The organism is Brucella sp. NBRC 14130 (genome assembly GCF_040371715.1).
Classification (GTDB): Bacteria; Pseudomonadota; Alphaproteobacteria; order Rhizobiales; family Rhizobiaceae; genus Brucella; species Brucella intermedia.
Genome location: NZ_BAABTE010000005.1, coordinates 185,656 through 201,491, shown reverse-complemented (window position 1 = coordinate 201,491; position 15,836 = coordinate 185,656). Strand labels below are relative to the sequence as shown.

The window sequence follows — 15,836 nt, the reverse complement described above, 5'->3', positions numbered from 1 at the left end:
CTGCTCACGTATCCTTAAGTACGCTCCGCTCCGGTACTCGAAAATTACCATTTTCGCCACGGCCCCACGCTTTTTGATTGAGGCTCTCAGCCTGCGGTTCGATATTCTTTCTAAATGTTTGTTTTTTCAACTTTCGCCTGCCTAGGCGGTTTTCAGTCCTTTCGGAATTCTATAGAAAAGTGCCATGTCGATTTGGGTCCGCATCGGTGAGTTTGTCACGTCCGTGGCGTCGAATGCCATTACTGGCGTTATCGAAGCCGTGCGCACCGTTTTTGAAGGCGATGCCGACACGCGCCGCCGGGTGGCTTTCTCCATCGCGATGATCGCGCTTTCCGCCAAGATGGCCAAGGCGGACGGGGTTGTCACCCAGGATGAAATCCGCGCCTTTCAGGACATATTCGCGGTGCCGAAGGAAGAGACGGCGCATGTCGCGCGGCTCTACGATCTCGCCAAACAGGATGTTGCGGGCTACGAATCCTATGCGCGTCAGCTTGCCGGATTGTGCAGCGAGGGGCAGACCGACTGTCATCTGCTGGAAGACATCCTTGACGGGCTTTTCCATATCGCCACCGCCGATGGCTATGTGCACGAAAAGGAAATGGCCTTTCTTGCAGGCGTGGCGGATATATTCGGCTATGACGAGGCGGCCTTCGACCGTATTGCGATCCGGCATGTCCAGCGCGGCGCTGACGATCCCTACGCCATTCTGGGGTTGGAGCGCGGCGTGTCCTTCGATATGGCCCGCAAGCGCTATCGCGCGCTGGTGAAGGAACACCACCCTGACCGGCTGGTGGCCGAAGGGTTGCCGCTCGAATTCATAACCATTGCCAACAGGCGTCTTGCGGCGATAAACGCAGCCTGGGCGAGTATCGAGAAGAATCTGGAGGCTGCATGAGCAGCGCACACGAAATCGAGAACGAATTGTTGGAGGAGCTGGTGCTTGTCCGGCCTGATTTCGTCGGTGCAATGCTTGACCCGTCGCCCAATTTCGGTCCGCGCCGCGACGGCAAGGTGCCAACCTTTCTCATTCTCCACTATACGGGTCTGGCAACCGCCGAAGAGGCGGTGCAGGTCCTGAAGTCGCCGGACATGGAAGTTTCCGCGCATTATCTCGTCCATGAAGACGGGCGGATCGTGCAGATGGTATCGGAAAAGGCGCGGGCCTGGCACGCAGGCCAGAGCTTCTGGAAGGGCGAAACGGACATCAATTCGGCTTCCATCGGCATAGAGATCGTCAACCCGGGCAACCTCCAGGATTATCCGCCGTTCAAGGATGCACAGATCGAGGCGGTTATCCGCCTTTGCCGCGACATATGCGAGCGCCAGGCCATCAGACCGGAGAATGTGCTGGCCCATTCGGACATCGCTCCGTCCCGCAAGACCGATCCCGGCCATAATTTTCCGTGGAAGCGGCTTCATGAGGCAGGTATCGCCCATTACATCGAGCCGACGCCGATCCGCGGCGGAAGGTTTCTCGCAAGGGGCGAAAACGGCCAGCCGGTCGAAGCCTTGCAGTCCATGCTGGCGCTTTACGGCTACGGAATTGCCATCACTGGCATCTTCGATGAGGATACGGAGACCGTGATTAAGGCCTTTCAGCGCCATTTTCGGCCACAGAATGTGGACGGCGTGGCCGATGTTTCTACCATAGATACCCTCTACAGGCTGATTTTTTCCCTGCAAAATGTTACCGCCTGAAGCGGCACGAGTGATCTGTTTGTCTAAGGGCAACATTTCAGATTTTCGTAATGTTTTCATAAAAATAGATCGATCCAGTCCCGTTGCAGCGGGGCTGTGACGGCGGTTCGCTGCGGCCGCGCATGAATCGCTAATGTTGCAACCTGTAAGACTATTTTACTTTTGCAACCAATCTTCAGCTGCATTTCCCCGCCAATTCATTGGTCAATCCCAGCGGTCACGGGCCCTTACAGGCCATATCGGGCGGGATCAAAAAACAGGATCGTCTCCCCCAAGACAGGCGGTCTGACAAAAGAAACGTTTCAAGACGGTAGGTTATGAAAGTAAAATTTGTTGTTGTTAGCGCCCTTGTCGGCGCGATGAGTTCGTTTGGCCTGAATCCGGCGCTGAGTGCCCCTTCAACTGAACCGACCAACCTCGCAGCTCTCCTCAAGGCACGCCAGCAGAACAAGTCTGCCGCGGCGGAAAAGCCAACCACAGCGCCCAAGAAGGCATCGGTCGTCAGCCGTCGTGCGGCCCCGGCCACAAAGGGTTCCACCGGTAAGCGTTCGCAGTCGAAAGACACGACGACCGCCCGTAACGCCAAGGGCGGCGCCTATTCCACCATCATCAACCGTTATGCGTCGACCTATGGCGTGCCCTCCGCACTGGCCCATGCGGTTGTGCGTCACGAGAGCAATTTCCAGCCGAATGTGCGCGGCAAGGCCGGTGAAATCGGCCTGATGCAGATCAAGCTCTCGACCGCTCGCAGCCTCGGCTACACCGGCTCCGCCAAGGGCCTCTACGAGCCGTCCACGAACATCCAGTTCGGCATGAAGTATCTCGCCATGGCGCAGAAGCTCGGCGGCGGAAGCACCTGTGGCACGATTCTGAAATACAATGCCGGTCACGGCGCAACGCGCATGAACCCGACCTCTGCGAAGTACTGCAGCTCGGTCAAGGCCTATATGCGCGCTCTCTAACAGATTTGCGTCAGCGGTCGCGTAGAGTACAGGCAGCCTGATGCGAACGGAAAGCCGACAGTGGCAACACTGTCGGCTTTTCTGTTGTGACGAGATTTTTTCGAAATCCGGTTTCACTGTCGCGCTATCGTTGCTATATGCGCCGTGTCAGTCGGTCGGGCAGCCGCGCCTGTCATATGCCGAAAGGCGGCAGGTGAGGAAAGTCCGGGCTCCATGGAAACACGATGCCGGGTAACGCCCGGCGGGGGTGACCCCAGGGACAGTGCCACAGAAAGCAGACCGCCCCGTCTTCCGTACCGTTGCAATGACGAAACGGCAGGGATGACGGGGTAAGGGTGAAAGGGTGGGGTAAGAGCCCACCGCGTCGGCAGCAATGCAGACGGCACGGTAAACCCCATCGGGAGCAAAACCGAATAGGGACGGCGCGTCGGTTCGCAAGGGCCGGCAATCGGTTTCCGGATCAGCCGTCCGGGTGGGTTGCACGAGGCGGGTGGCGACATCCGTCCCAGATGAATGGCTGCCACGTCGGGCGCAAGCCTGGCCATACAGAACCCGGCTTACAGACCGGCTGACAATTTCCTCCAGGACGGTTTCGATCTTCCAACGCAAGAAACGGATAGTTGCGTTGCGGCCGAGGCTCTAATTGGGACCTCCACGAAATCATGGAGGTTCACTATGACCAGCTTGAAGGACAAGGTTGCAATCATTACCGGCGCGTCGTCCGGGATAGGACGTGCGGCCGCATTGCTCTTTGCAAGAGAGGGCGCGTCGCTGGTGCTGAACGCGCGCGGACTCGCGGGACTTGAGCGCGTTGCACAGGAGATCGCGGCGTTTGGCGGAAAGGCGCATTGTGTTGCCGGGGATGTGTCGGAAGCCCGGACCCATGCGGCGCTGGTGGCAGCGGCGAAAGATCAATTCGGCGGGCTCGATATTGCTTTCAACAATGCCGGAACCGTCGGTCCCATCGCGCCGCTTGCCGAAATCGCGCCCGGCGATTGGGAAGCGGTACTGGCGGGTAATCTCACTTCCGCATTTCTGGGAGCAAGATCGCAAATCCCCCTCATGCTCGAACGGGGCGGCGGCTCAATCATCTTCACCTCCACATTTGTCGGCACGAGCGTCGGCATACCCGGCATGTCGGTTTACGGAACCTCGAAGGCGGCCCTCATGGGGCTGGTGAAGGGCATAACCGCCGATTACGGCGTCCGTGGTATCCGGGCAAATGCGCTTCTGCCGGGCGGTGTGGACACGCCAATGGGCGGAGATGAAAAACACAAGGAGTGGGCCGCCGGTCTTCATGCGATGAAGCGGATCGCCCAGCCGGAAGAGATCGCGCAGGCTGCGCTTTTTCTAGCGGGTCCCATGTCCAGTTTCGTTGCGGGGACAGCGCTTTATGCCGATGGCGGCAATGCTGCGGTAAAATGAATGAAAGGGCGGCTCTGCAATGCAAAGTCGCCCTTTTGAAGCACTTCGGGCCTTAGATGGGCACGCCGGTCAGGAAGTCGTAAATCAGCTTCATGTTCAGGACGATGATGATTGCAGCGGTGATGGCGGCAAGCAGCGTGACCCAGCGCGGAGCGACAAGCGATCCCATCTTCTTTTTCTCCGCCGTGAACATGACAAGCGGAATGATCGCAAAGGGCAGTTGCAGGCTCAACACGACCTGAGACAGGATAAGAAGCTCGGTCGTTCCCTGAGAGCCATACATGATCGTCACCACGGCAGCCGGAACGATGGCCACGAAACGGGTGATCGCACGGCGCAGCCACGGCTTCAGGCGAATGTCGATGAAGCCTTCCATGACGATCTGCCCGGCCATGGTCGCGGTGATGGTGGAGTTCAGCCCGCAACACAGAAGCGCAATGGCAAAGAGTGTTGGCGCGAGGGCCGAGCCGAGCAGCGGGTTCAGGAGAGCATGTGCCTTGTCCAGATCTTCGACGGCGGTATTGCCGGTGGCGTTGAAGCTCGCAGCAGCCAGGATCAGGATCGACGCATTGACGAGCAGCGCGAATGTCAGAGCAATGGTGGAATCCCATGTCGCAAAGCGTATGGCCTCGCGCTTTTCAGCGCTCGTATGGCCGTAGTCGCGCGTCTGGATGATACCGGAATGCAGATAGAGGTTATGCGGCATCACCGTCGCGCCGATGATGCCAAGCGCAATATAGAGCATGTCCGGATTGCGGATGATCTCGGTCGTGGGTGCAAAGCCTTTGATGACTTCGCCCCATTGCGGCTGCGCCATCAAAATCTGAATGAGGAAACAGAGCGCGATCACGCCAAGCAGCGTGATGATAAGCGCCTCGACGCGGCGGAATCCCTTGTTCTGGAGATATAGCACCAGAAGCACGTCGGCTGCGGTGATGATGACGCCGATTTCCAGCGGAATGCCGAACAGGAGGTTGAGGCCGATGGCTGTGCCGATGACTTCGGCAAGGTCGGTGGCGCAGATTGCAAGTTCCGCCAGAAACCAGAGCGGCCAGGCGAGAAAACGCGGATAGGCATCCCGGCAGGCCTGCGCCAGATCGCGGCCCGTCGCGACTGCAAGGCGAGTGCAAAGCGCCTGCAGGAGCACGGCCATAAGGTTGGACAGCAGAACGACGGAAAGCAGCGTATAGCCGAAGCGGGAGCCGCCAGCCAGCGAGGTTGCCCAGTTGCCGGGGTCCATATAGCCAACAGCTACCAGATATCCCGGGCCGAAAAAGGACAGCGCGCGACGAAACTTCGAGCCGGAGCGATTGACCCTGATCGAACGGTGGACATCGGACATGGATGCTTCACCGCGATCGCGCCGCCAGCCTTCAAATGTAACTTCGCCAGCGCCGGACGAATTTTCTCCATATGGAGCCATTATAAACGCCTTGATGTCGTAATGCAGTTGCAAACTATTTGCATTAAATACGGCAAGGACGCGGAGACGTCAACAGGGGGCAGGGCATCACAAATCATAAGCTTGTGATGCATAGCGTGTGGGCCGGAGGTGATGCGTTGAGTGAAACGCGCTCCGGTTTTCGGTCGATGCCGCGAAACTGCTCTCCAAAAAATCTCTGTTGAAAGTTCCGAGGCTGAGCGGGTTCCGGCGCGAAGCCCATCCAAAGGATAACGCTTCATTAAGCTTAATATCCGATAACTGACGAACGAATCCGTCATGCCCTCAAGTCGACGGCAAATGGGCGGAATCCAAAGGCAACACTCAGGCATGTCTCCCGAAAGCGGGAAGATGCTCTCAAGCGCAATGCGCTTTAGCTAACGGGCTGCGTACCCGGGAAAGGATCGGAATGATGGCAAGCCTCGGCGGAGACAATTCTCAAGCCGGTGGGGCTGAAGTCCGTCACGTTCCGGTGCTGATTGCCGAAGTGATCGATGCCCTGAAGCCCGTAGCTGGCGCGGTGATCGTCGATGGGACATTCGGCGCGGGTGGTTACACGCGCCGCATACTCGAAGCGGGTGCGGACGTGATCGCGATTGACCGCGATCCGACCGCAATCGAAGCCGGGCGGGTGATGGAAAAACAGTTTCCGGGCAGGCTCAATCTGGTCGAGTCCCGGTTCTCTGCCCTGGATGACGCGGTCTCGACAGTGAAGGGAGCGGGCAGCAAGGTGGACGGCGTTGTGCTCGATATTGGCGTGTCGTCGATGCAGATCGATGAGGCCGAGCGCGGCTTCTCCTTCCAGAAGGACGGTCCGCTCGACATGCGCATGTCGAAAAAAGGGCCGAGCGCTGCCGATGTGGTCAACCGTCTCAAGACCGGCGATCTGGCTCGTATCTTCAATTTCCTGGGCGAGGAACGCCATGCGGGCCGCATTGCGCGCATGATCGACAAGCGCCGCACGGCGCAGCCTTTCACGCGCACGCTCGATCTTGCCAATGCCATCGAAACGCTGGTCGGTCGCAACCCGAAGGATCGCATTCATCCGGCCACGCGGGTGTTTCAGGCGCTGCGTGTCTATGTGAACGACGAGTTGGGCGAACTGGCGCGGGCGCTGCTTGCTGCCGAGCGCATCCTGAAACCGGGCGGACGGCTGGTTGTCGTGACCTTCCATTCGCTCGAAGACCGCATGGTGAAGCGTTACTTCGCGGACCGGGCGGGCGGTAGTGCCGGATCGCGCCATCTACCGGAAACGCATGTTCGTCTCGCGAGCTTTACGCCGGCGATCAAGGGTGCGGTCGGCCCGACGGCTGAGGAAGAAGAACGAAATCCGCGTGCGCGCTCGGCGAAGCTGCGCGCCGGAACAAGGACGGAAAATCCGCCACTGGAAGACGATCTATCGCTTTTCGGGTTGCCCAAACTGCCCGAGACGAACGAACTGGCCCGGAGTTAAACGAGTGCTGCGTACTTTCGACATCATCATGATAGCGGCGATGCTGGTGGCGGCGACCGTCACCTACACGATCAAATATGACGCGGAAAAACAGATCGCGGTAATCGCCAAGCTGAAGCGGCAGATCGACTCCGAGAAGGACACCATCACGCTCCTGCGCGCCGACTGGGCATTGATGAACCAGCCGGGCCGCTTGCAGAGCCTCGTGGGCGTCTATGAAAAGGAACTCAATCTCCAGCCGATCGAAGCCGAACAGCTTCTCCTTGGCGTCAACGAAATTCCGGAACGCCCGGTGGATGATATCCAGAAGATCATCTCCGGCAGCGACGAACTGTTGGCAAGCGGCGTGCTTGAAAAGGATGCCATCACGACCGGCAGCGTCAAGAATAGCGGGACGAGGCACTGATCATGCGGCTGAGACCTTTCAGAAAAAAGAACATGCAGGCAGGTAACGGTGTTGAGCCGGTTGGCGATGAAAAGCTGGCCGGCAACATGGCGTTTGTCGGCTCGCGCAAGAAACACGGCAACCGCGCGCGCAATCGCCTGTGGATGGCCATCGCCTGTTTTGTCGGCATCTATGGCGTGATGGGTGGAAAGCTCATCTATTTCGGCGTCATCGGCGGCGAAAACGAGGATAATGCTGGCCCGGCTGTCCAGCAGCTGGCATCGCGCCCGGATATCCTCGACCGGAACGGCGAAATTCTCGCTACCGATATCAAGACGGCGTCGCTCTATGCCGAACCGCGCAAGATCGTCGATCCTGACGAAACCATCGAAATGCTGTCCACCGTGCTGCCGGACCTCGACTGGGAAGCGACATACAAGCGCCTGAAAAGCGGCGCGGGCTTCGTCTGGGTCAAGCGCGGGCTGACGCCTCGCCAGCAGAGCCAGATCATGGCGCTCGGCGTACCGGGCATCGGTTTCCGGACGGAAAAGCGCCGTTTCTATCCGGGTGGCCCAACCGCGTCGCACATCCTCGGTCTCGTCAATGTCGACAATCAGGGCATTGCGGGCATGGAGAAATATATCGACAGCCAGGGCCTGACCGACCTGCGCTCCGTAGGTCTTGCGACCGGGCAGTCGCTGGAACCGGTGCGTCTCTCCATTGACATTCGCGTGCAGCACATCATGCGCGATGTGCTGGTCAAGGCCATGGAACGCTATCGGGCGATTGCCGCCGGTGCGGTTGTGCTGAACGTCAAGACCGGCGAAGTCATCGCCATGGCATCGGTGCCGGATTTCGACCCGAACAATCCGGTCCATGCGCTGGACAAGGATCGCCTGAACCGCATGTCGGCAGGCACCTATGAAATGGGCTCGACCATCAAGAGCTTTACCACGGCGATGGCGCTCGATTCCGGCAAGTTCAACCTGAACTCGCGTCTTGATGCGTCGCGTCCGCTGGTGTTCGGTCGCCAGACCATCCGTGACTTCCACGGCAAGGGCCGTGTGCTGACGCTGCCGGAAGTCTTCATCTTCTCGTCCAACATCGGTTCGGGCCGCGAGGCCGATGCCGTCGGCATCGAAGGCCACCGTGCGTTCCTGAAAAAGATCGGTCTTCTCGACCGCTTGCAGACGGAACTGCCGGAAGTGGCGCGCCCCGTCGAGCCGCGTGTGTGGAAGAAGGTTCATTCGATGACCATTTCGTTCGGCCACGGCATGATGACGACGCCGTTGCAGACGGCAGTTGGTGCTGCGGCGCTGATGAATGGCGGCAAGCTGATGCCGCCGACATTCCTGACGCGCACGCAGGCCGAGGCCGATCAGGTGGCCAAGCAGATCATCCATCCACAGGTTTCTGCCGACATGCGTTATCTCTACCGCCTCAACGCGACTGCGCAGGGCGGTTCCGGCAAGCGCGCGACGGTTCCGGGCTATCGCGTCGGCGGCAAGACCGGCACGGCGGAAAAGGTGGTGCATGGGCGCTATTCGAAGGATGTGCGCTTCAACGCATTTCTGGCGTCATTTCCGATGGATGACCCGACTTATGTCGTGCTGACCATCATCGACGAACCGAAGCCGGAGGAAGGCAAATTCAGCGCAACCGCAGGTCTCAACGCAGCGCCGATGGTTTCGGAAATCATCCGCCGGTCCGCTTCGTTCCTCGGCGTGAAGCCCGATTTCCAGCTCGAAGCCCAGCCAGCAATGGTTAGCAATTTAAGCGGCAAGCCTGATTTTCAACAGGATGTGCCGCCAGCAATGGTTTCCAACGAATACGACTGATTCGCATAAAACAGCCTTTGCAGCGTTACGCGCACAACTGAATCTGGATTTGGTATGACCATGAAACTGAAGGAAATCGCTCTTTTCAAGGAACTGGCCTCCGGCAATGCCGGCGAGGTGGAGATCACCGGTGTCACGTCGGACTCCCGCAAGGTCGAACGCGGTTTTCTTTTCGCAGCCTTGAAGGGTGTGAAAGCTGATGGCGCGGCTTTTGTCGCCGATGCCGTCAAGCGCGGCGCCAGCGCCATCGTTGCGGGCAAGGATACGGTCATTGCCGATGCGGGTGTGCCGGTCCTTCATGTCGACGATCCGCGTCTTGCCCTGGCAGTTGCGGCGGCACAGTTCTATGGCAAGCAGCCGCAGGTCATGGTTGCGGTCACCGGCACCAGCGGCAAGACGTCCGTTGCATCCTTTACCCGTCAGATATGGGCGTATGCCGGTTTCCCCGCCGCCAACATCGGCACGACCGGCGTCTTCTCACCGACCCGCAGCGACTATAACTCGCTGACCACGCCCGATCCGGTGGAGCTGCATCGCGTGCTGGCCGAACTTGCCGACGAAGGCGTCACCCATGCCGCCATGGAAGCTTCGTCTCATGGTCTCGACCAGCGCCGTCTCGATGGTGTCAAGCTTGCTGCCGGTGCCTTCACCAATCTCGGTCGCGATCATATGGATTATCACGCGACCATCGAGGAATATCTGGGCGCGAAGATGCGTCTCTTCAACACGCTTCTGCCGAAGGGCGCGCCAGCCATCATCTTCTCCGACGATCATTTTTCGGCGCAGGCCATCGAAGCGGCGACGCTAGCTGGATGCGACGTCAAGACGGTCGGACGCAAGGGCAATTTCATCGCTCTCAAGCGCGTGGAGCATGAGCGTTTCCGCCAGCATGTCGAAGTGCGCATCGGCGACGAGATCTTCGAGATCGAGCTGCCGCTCGCCGGAGATTTTCAGGTGGCTAATGCGCTGGTGGCGGCAGGACTTGCCGTGGTCACGGGCGTTCCGGCTGCGGCTGCAATGCGCGCACTGGCGCTCCTGAAAGGGGCGCCGGGACGGCTGGACCTCGTCGGCGCGACGGAAGATGGCGCACCGGCCTATGTCGATTACGCCCATAAGCCGGAAGCGCTGGAAAATGTGCTGACTTCGGTACGCCCGTTCACGACGGGCCGTGTGATCGTGGTTTTCGGTTGCGGCGGCGACCGCGACAAGGGCAAGCGCCCGATCATGGGCGAAATCGCGTCGCGTCTGGCCGATGTGGCCATCGTCACGGACGATAATCCGCGTTCGGAGGTTCCGGCACAGATACGCTCGGAAATCATGGCGGCAGCGCCCGGTGCGACGGAAATCGGTGATCGCCGCGAGGCGATCTTCACCGCCGTGTCGATGATGCAGCCGGGCGATACGCTGGTCGTTGCAGGCAAGGGTCATGAAGAAGGGCAGATCGTCGGCAACATCACCCTGCCGTTCTCGGATCATGCGGAAGTTGCGGCAGCACTGGCTGCCCGTCTTGAGGAGCGCTCGGAATGAGTGAGTGGCTCTGGAAATCCGACGATATGGTCGAAGCCATGGAAGGAAGGCCATTCGGCAACCTTCCCGGCGGCATAACCGGCATCTCTATCGACAGCCGCTCGCTGAAGCCAGGTGAGGCGTTCTTCGCCATCAAGGGCGAGCAATTCGACGGCCATGATTTCGTCACCGCTGCCATGGCTGCCGGTGCCGGTCTGATCGTGGTGGCGGAACACCGTCTGCCCGCTTTCGGCAATTCCAAGGTGCCGATGATCGTGGTGGAGGACGTGCTTGAAGCCCTGACCAAGCTTGGCATTGCTTCGCGCGCCCGCTCGAAGGCACAGATCATCGCGGTGACGGGTTCTGTCGGCAAGACCACGACCAAGGAAGCACTGCGCCATGTACTTTCGGAAGTCGGCAAGGTTCATGCTTCGGTGGCGTCGTTCAACAATCACTGGGGCGTGCCGCTGACGCTTGCGCGCATGCCTGCCGATACGGATTACGGCGTCTTTGAAATCGGCATGAACCATCATGACGAAATCCGCCCGCTGGTAAAGATGGTGCGCCCGCATGTGGCGCTGATTACGCTGATTGCGCCTGCCCATCTTGGTCATTTTGCCAATCTGGAGGAAATCGCCGTCGCCAAGGCGGAGATTTTTGAAGGCATTGTCCCGGGCGGTTATGCACTTCTCAACCGTGACGACAAGCGTTTCAAGCAACTGGAAGAACTGGCTGAAAAGGCAGGCGTCGAGCATATCGTCACCTTCGGCGAGAATGCACGCTCCGATTACCGCCTGCGCGAAGTGAAGCTGCATCCCACCTGTTCCTGCATGACGGTGAAGGCTGGTACGCATGAAGCTGCGGTCAAGGTCGGCATGCCGGGCCGCCATATCGTCCAAAATATGCTCGCCGTCCTCGGCGCAGCCGATCTGGTTGGTGCGGATATCGCCAAGGTGATGATGGCAATGGCGACGCTCACCGCGGAAGGCGGTCGCGGCGCGCGCCATGTGCTGCAGCACCCCGAAGGCACGTTCACGCTGATCGACGAAAGCTATAATGCCAATCCAACCTCGATGCGCGCAGCCCTGTCGCTCTTGCATTCAACGGCGCCGGAAGGTTCGCGCGGCCGTCGCATTGCGGTGCTGGGGGATATGCTGGAGCTTGGGCGTCAGTCGGGAAAACTCCACGCCGATCTCGCGCGTCCGATCGTGGATGCCGAGGTGAATGCGCTTTTTATCGGTGGACCGGACATGTCGGCGCTTAAAAATGCCTTGCCGGTTGAAATTCATACCGAGTACAGGCAGAGCACCGACGAATTGTTGCCGCTGGTGGTCAAGACTGTCCGTCCGGGCGATGTCATCATGGTGAAATCGTCGAAGGGAATCGGTTTTTCCAAAATCGTCAAGGCGCTGATCAGCCAGTTTCCGCCGGTGGAACCGGCGGAATAAGCGGTATTTGAGGGATTTTTCTCTAAATGTTGATGCTTCTCACCTTCTTCGCCGAACATATGACACCGCTCAATGTGTTCCGCTACATTACTTTCCGCACCGGCGGCGCGATGATCACTTCGGCGCTGATCGTGTTCCTGTTCGGCCCGTCGATCATCAACTCGCTCCGGGTGCGTCAGGGGAAAGGCCAGCCGATCCGCGCCGACGGCCCGCAGACCCACTTCAAGAAAGCCGGTACACCGACCATGGGCGGTCTGATGATCATGACCGGCATTCTTGTGTCGTGCATGCTCTGGGCCAATCTCTCCAGCGTCTATGTCTGGGTGGTGCTGCTGGTTACCGTGGGTTTCGGCGCAATCGGCTTTTATGACGATTATCTCAAGGTGACGAAGCAGTCCGACAAGGGCTTTTCCGGCAAGGCGCGTCTTGGCATCGAATTCCTGATCGCCGCCGCCGCCGCTTTCATCATCATGCGGGCAGGGCAGGAGCCGTTCTCGTCCTCGCTGACATTCCCGTTTGCCAAGCAGTTCGTCATCAATCTGAGCTGGTTCTTCATTCCGTTTGCTGCTTTCGTCATGGTTGGCGCAGGCAATGCCGTGAACCTGACCGACGGTCTCGACGGGCTTGCAATCGTGCCGGTCATGGTCGCCGCTGCCTCCTTCGGCTTCATCGCCTACCTGTCTGGCAATGCGATCTTTGCCGATTACCTGCAGATTCATTTCGTACCCGGCACGGGTGAGCTTGCAGTGGTTCTGGGCGCCGTCATCGGCGCGGGCCTCGGCTTCCTCTGGTTCAATGCGCCGCCTGCCGCAATTTTCATGGGCGATACGGGTTCGCTTGCGCTTGGTGGCATGCTGGGTACGGTTGCCGTTGCGACAAAGCACGAAATCGTTCTCGCCATCATCGGCGGCCTGTTTGTCGTGGAAGCGCTTTCCGTCATCATTCAGGTTGGGTCCTTCAAACTGACCGGCAAGCGCGTGTTCCTGATGGCGCCGATCCACCATCATTTCGAAAAGAAGGGCTGGACCGAGAGCCAGGTCGTGATCCGTTTCTGGATCGTCGCGATCATTCTCGCGATGATCGGCCTTTCCACCCTCAAGCTCCGGTAAAGTGCCATGATCCCGATCACCGCCCTCAAGGACAAGACGGTCGCCCTTTTCGGACTGGGCGGGTCGGGCATCGCGACCGCCAAGGCCATTCTTGGTGGAGGCGCAAAGGTCATTGCCTGGGACGACAATCCCGACAGCGTTGCCCGTGCACAGAGCGCGGGCATTGCCACGGGCGACCTGCGGCAGGCGGACTGGTCGCAGTTTGCGGCTTTCGTGCTTTCGCCGGGTGTCCCGCTGACCCATCCGAAGCCGCACTGGACCGTCGATCTGGCTCATGCTGCCGGGGTCGAGATTATCGGAGACGTGGAGCTGTTCGTTCGCGAGCGGAACCACATTGCTCCCGATTGCCCGTTCATTGCCATTACAGGCACCAATGGCAAGTCGACGACGACCGCCCTGATCGCCCATATCATCAAGGCTTCCGGTCGCGACATGCAGCTCGGCGGCAATATCGGCACAGCAATCCTCACGCTAGAGCCGCCGCAGGCGAACCGCTTTTACGTGGTTGAATGTTCATCCTACCAGATCGATCTGGCGCCTTCGCTGAACCCGACCGCAGGCATCCTGCTCAATCTGACACCGGACCATCTCGACCGTCATGGATCGATGGAAAACTATGCGGCGATCAAGGAACGGTTGGTCGCGGCAAGCGACACGGCCATTGTCGGGGTCGACGATCAATATTGCGAAGCCATTGCCGACCGGCTTTATCGTGACGGCGTGCATGTCGTGCGGATTTCCAAGGAAAAACAACTCGGCAAGGGCTATTTTGCTGACGGTGCGAAACTGCTCTGGGCACAGGATGGAGAAGTCGATGAAATCGCTTCTCTTGAAGGTATCGGCTCGCTGCGCGGCGCGCATAATGCGCAGAATGCACTTGCGGCGATTGCCGCCTGCCTGTCCGTGGGCCTGAGCCTTGAAGAAATCCACGCCGGTCTGAAAAGCTTTCCTGGCCTCGCTCACCGTATGGAACAGGTCGGACATCGCGGGAAAGTCCTGTTCGTCAACGATTCCAAGGCGACCAATGCGGAAGCGACGGCTCCGGCATTGTCTTCGTTCCCGCAGAACATCTACTGGATTGCAGGTGGCGTGCCGAAAGCTGGGGGAATTGCTTCGCTGGCCGGGTTCTTCCCACGGATTGCCAAGGCCTATCTGATCGGCGAAGCCGCCGCGCAGTTTGCGGCAACGCTTGGCGATGCGGCGCCGTTCGAAATTTCCGACACGCTTGCGGTCGCCGTTGAACACGCTGCCCGGGATGCCGGCAACGATGCGGCTCCCGAGCCGGTCGTGCTGCTGTCGCCTGCCTGCGCGAGCTTCGACCAGTTTCAGAACTTTGAAAAACGCGGCGATGCATTCCGCAGCGCTGTTCTCGCACTTCCGGGTGTCGAGCGGATAGGAGGGGAAAGCTGATGGTAAGCCGTGTCGATCGCGGTCCTGTCGCCAACTGGTGGTGGACAATAGACCGCTTCTTCCTCGCTGCATGTCTGGCCCTGATGGGGCTTGGCATTTTGTTGTCATTCGCCGCAAGTCCTGCCGTCGCGTCGCGCATCGGGCTGGACAGTTTTCATTTTGTCGAACGACAGATTTTCTTCATGCTTCCGGCGGTCGTCGTCATGATCGGCGTGTCGTTTTTCTCGCCGCGCCAGATCAGGCGCTTTGCCCTGATCCTGCTCGGCATTTCGCTCGTCCTGATGGTCGCGGCACTGTTCTTCGGCATCGAAGTGAAGGGTGCTCGGCGCTGGGTCAACCTGGCGGGCATATCCATCCAGCCATCGGAATTCATGAAGCCCGCCTTCGTGGTGGTTTGCGCCTGGCTGTTCTCGGAACGTGAGCGCGGCGGCGAAATGCCCGGCAATTTTCTCGCCATGCTGCTGTTCGGCACCGTTGCGGCCCTGCTCGTGCTTCAGCCAGATCTTGGTCAAACGATGCTGACCACCGGCACATGGGGCGCGATGTTCTTCCTTGCGGGCCTGCCGATGTTCTGGATTCTGGTTCTTGGCGGTCTTGCGGTTTGTGGCGGCATTTCGGCCTATTTCATGTTCGATCACGTCGCCGGACGTATCAATCGCTTCATGACGGGCGAGGGCGACACGTTCCAGGTCGATGCCGGTCGCGAGGCGATCCTGCGCGGTGGCTGGTTTGGACAGGGGCCGGGCGAAGGCACCGTGAAGCGCATCATTCCGGATAGCCACACCGACTTCATTTTCTCGGTCGCGGCGGAAGAATACGGCATCATCCTGTGCATGGTCATCATGCTGCTGTTCGCGTTCATCGTCGTGCGTGGCCTTTCCATCGCGCTGCGCGAACGCGATGCGTTTACGCGTCTGGCCGTCTCGGGGATTGTCATCCTGTTCGGCTTCCAGTCGATCATCAACATGGCGGTGAACCTGCATCTTATGCCTGCAAAGGGCATGACCCTGCCGTTCATTTCTTATGGCGGATCCTCGCTCATCGCCATCGCCATCACGATGGGCATTCTTCTGGCATTGACACGCCGCCGTCCGGAAGCCCGCATGACCCATACGGTGAGCATGGGCGCCGATGTGAACAGGCGCATTCCGGCTTTGTGAG

Annotated in this window: 13 protein-coding genes and 1 other RNA gene; 13 read left to right on the top strand and 1 reads right to left on the bottom strand. The window is 59.3% G+C overall.

Annotation, left to right across the window (positions count from 1 at the left end; translation table 11 throughout):
- Nucleotides 1-184 precede the first annotated feature (184 nt).
- The 5 genes from ABWW28_RS12045 to ABWW28_RS12025 all read left to right on the top strand — a co-directional run bounded on the left by ABWW28_RS12045 (nucleotide 185) and on the right by ABWW28_RS12025 (nucleotide 4,085).
- Nucleotides 185-895, top strand: a complete 711-nt coding sequence (locus ABWW28_RS12045; protein WP_021586890.1) for a J domain-containing protein — start codon at nucleotides 185-187, stop codon at nucleotides 893-895.
- Nucleotides 892-1,698 (top strand): N-acetylmuramoyl-L-alanine amidase, encoded by an 807-nt coding sequence (locus ABWW28_RS12040; RefSeq protein WP_021586889.1) that lies wholly within the window; start codon nucleotides 892-894, stop codon nucleotides 1,696-1,698. The genes ABWW28_RS12045 and ABWW28_RS12040 overlap by 4 nt, the downstream gene beginning before the upstream one ends.
- A gap of 317 nt (nucleotides 1,699-2,015) precedes the next feature.
- The gene (locus ABWW28_RS12035) at nucleotides 2,016-2,660 is read left to right on the top strand and encodes a lytic transglycosylase domain-containing protein (protein WP_025090508.1); all 645 of its coding nucleotides are present in this window, start codon (nucleotides 2,016-2,018) and stop codon (nucleotides 2,658-2,660) included.
- A gap of 147 nt (nucleotides 2,661-2,807) precedes the next feature.
- An RNA gene (rnpB, locus tag ABWW28_RS12030) (RNase P RNA component class A) lies at nucleotides 2,808-3,236 on the top strand.
- A gap of 99 nt (nucleotides 3,237-3,335) precedes the next feature.
- Nucleotides 3,336-4,085, top strand: coding sequence for an SDR family oxidoreductase (locus tag ABWW28_RS12025; RefSeq protein WP_021586887.1), 750 nt, complete (start codon nucleotides 3,336-3,338; stop codon nucleotides 4,083-4,085).
- Between the two features lie 52 nt (nucleotides 4,086-4,137).
- On the opposite strand, the gene ABWW28_RS12020 is transcribed toward ABWW28_RS12025, so the two are convergent.
- Nucleotides 4,138-5,508, bottom strand: coding sequence for an Nramp family divalent metal transporter (locus ABWW28_RS12020; RefSeq protein ID WP_036592933.1), 1,371 nt, complete (start codon nucleotides 5,506-5,508; stop codon nucleotides 4,138-4,140).
- Nucleotides 5,509-5,935: 427 nt separating this feature from the next.
- Between ABWW28_RS12020 and rsmH the strand changes: the two genes are divergently transcribed.
- From rsmH to ftsW, 8 genes are read left to right on the top strand one after another with little or no spacing between them, the layout of a single operon-like run.
- Nucleotides 5,936-6,979, top strand: a complete 1,044-nt coding sequence (gene rsmH, locus ABWW28_RS12015) for a 16S rRNA (cytosine(1402)-N(4))-methyltransferase RsmH (RefSeq protein ID WP_006467229.1) — start codon at nucleotides 5,936-5,938, stop codon at nucleotides 6,977-6,979.
- A gap of 4 nt (nucleotides 6,980-6,983) precedes the next feature.
- Nucleotides 6,984-7,385, top strand: coding sequence for a cell division protein FtsL (gene ftsL, locus ABWW28_RS12010; RefSeq protein ID WP_021586885.1), 402 nt, complete (start codon nucleotides 6,984-6,986; stop codon nucleotides 7,383-7,385).
- Nucleotides 7,386-7,387: 2 nt separating this feature from the next.
- Nucleotides 7,388-9,202 (top strand): peptidoglycan D,D-transpeptidase FtsI family protein, encoded by a 1,815-nt coding sequence (locus ABWW28_RS12005; protein WP_006467227.1) that lies wholly within the window; start codon nucleotides 7,388-7,390, stop codon nucleotides 9,200-9,202.
- Between the two features lie 54 nt (nucleotides 9,203-9,256).
- Nucleotides 9,257-10,729, top strand: a complete 1,473-nt coding sequence (locus ABWW28_RS12000) for a UDP-N-acetylmuramoyl-L-alanyl-D-glutamate--2,6-diaminopimelate ligase (protein ID WP_021586884.1) — start codon at nucleotides 9,257-9,259, stop codon at nucleotides 10,727-10,729.
- Nucleotides 10,726-12,156, top strand: coding sequence for a UDP-N-acetylmuramoylalanyl-D-glutamyl-2,6-diaminopimelate--D-alanyl-D-alanine ligase (locus ABWW28_RS11995; RefSeq protein ID WP_006467225.1), 1,431 nt, complete (start codon nucleotides 10,726-10,728; stop codon nucleotides 12,154-12,156). The genes ABWW28_RS12000 and ABWW28_RS11995 overlap by 4 nt, the downstream gene beginning before the upstream one ends.
- A gap of 26 nt (nucleotides 12,157-12,182) precedes the next feature.
- On the top strand, nucleotides 12,183-13,265 hold the full coding sequence (mraY, locus tag ABWW28_RS11990) for a phospho-N-acetylmuramoyl-pentapeptide-transferase (protein WP_006467224.1): 1,083 nt from the start codon (nucleotides 12,183-12,185) through the stop codon (nucleotides 13,263-13,265).
- A gap of 6 nt (nucleotides 13,266-13,271) precedes the next feature.
- Nucleotides 13,272-14,675 (top strand): UDP-N-acetylmuramoyl-L-alanine--D-glutamate ligase, encoded by a 1,404-nt coding sequence (murD, locus tag ABWW28_RS11985; protein ID WP_021586882.1) that lies wholly within the window; start codon nucleotides 13,272-13,274, stop codon nucleotides 14,673-14,675.
- Nucleotides 14,675-15,835 carry a putative lipid II flippase FtsW gene (gene ftsW / locus ABWW28_RS11980; protein ID WP_006467222.1) on the top strand — a complete coding sequence of 387 codons (1,161 nt, stop codon included), beginning with the start codon at nucleotides 14,675-14,677 and terminating at the stop codon, nucleotides 15,833-15,835. The genes murD and ftsW overlap by 1 nt, the downstream gene beginning before the upstream one ends.
- Nucleotide 15,836: the final 1 nt, after the last annotated feature.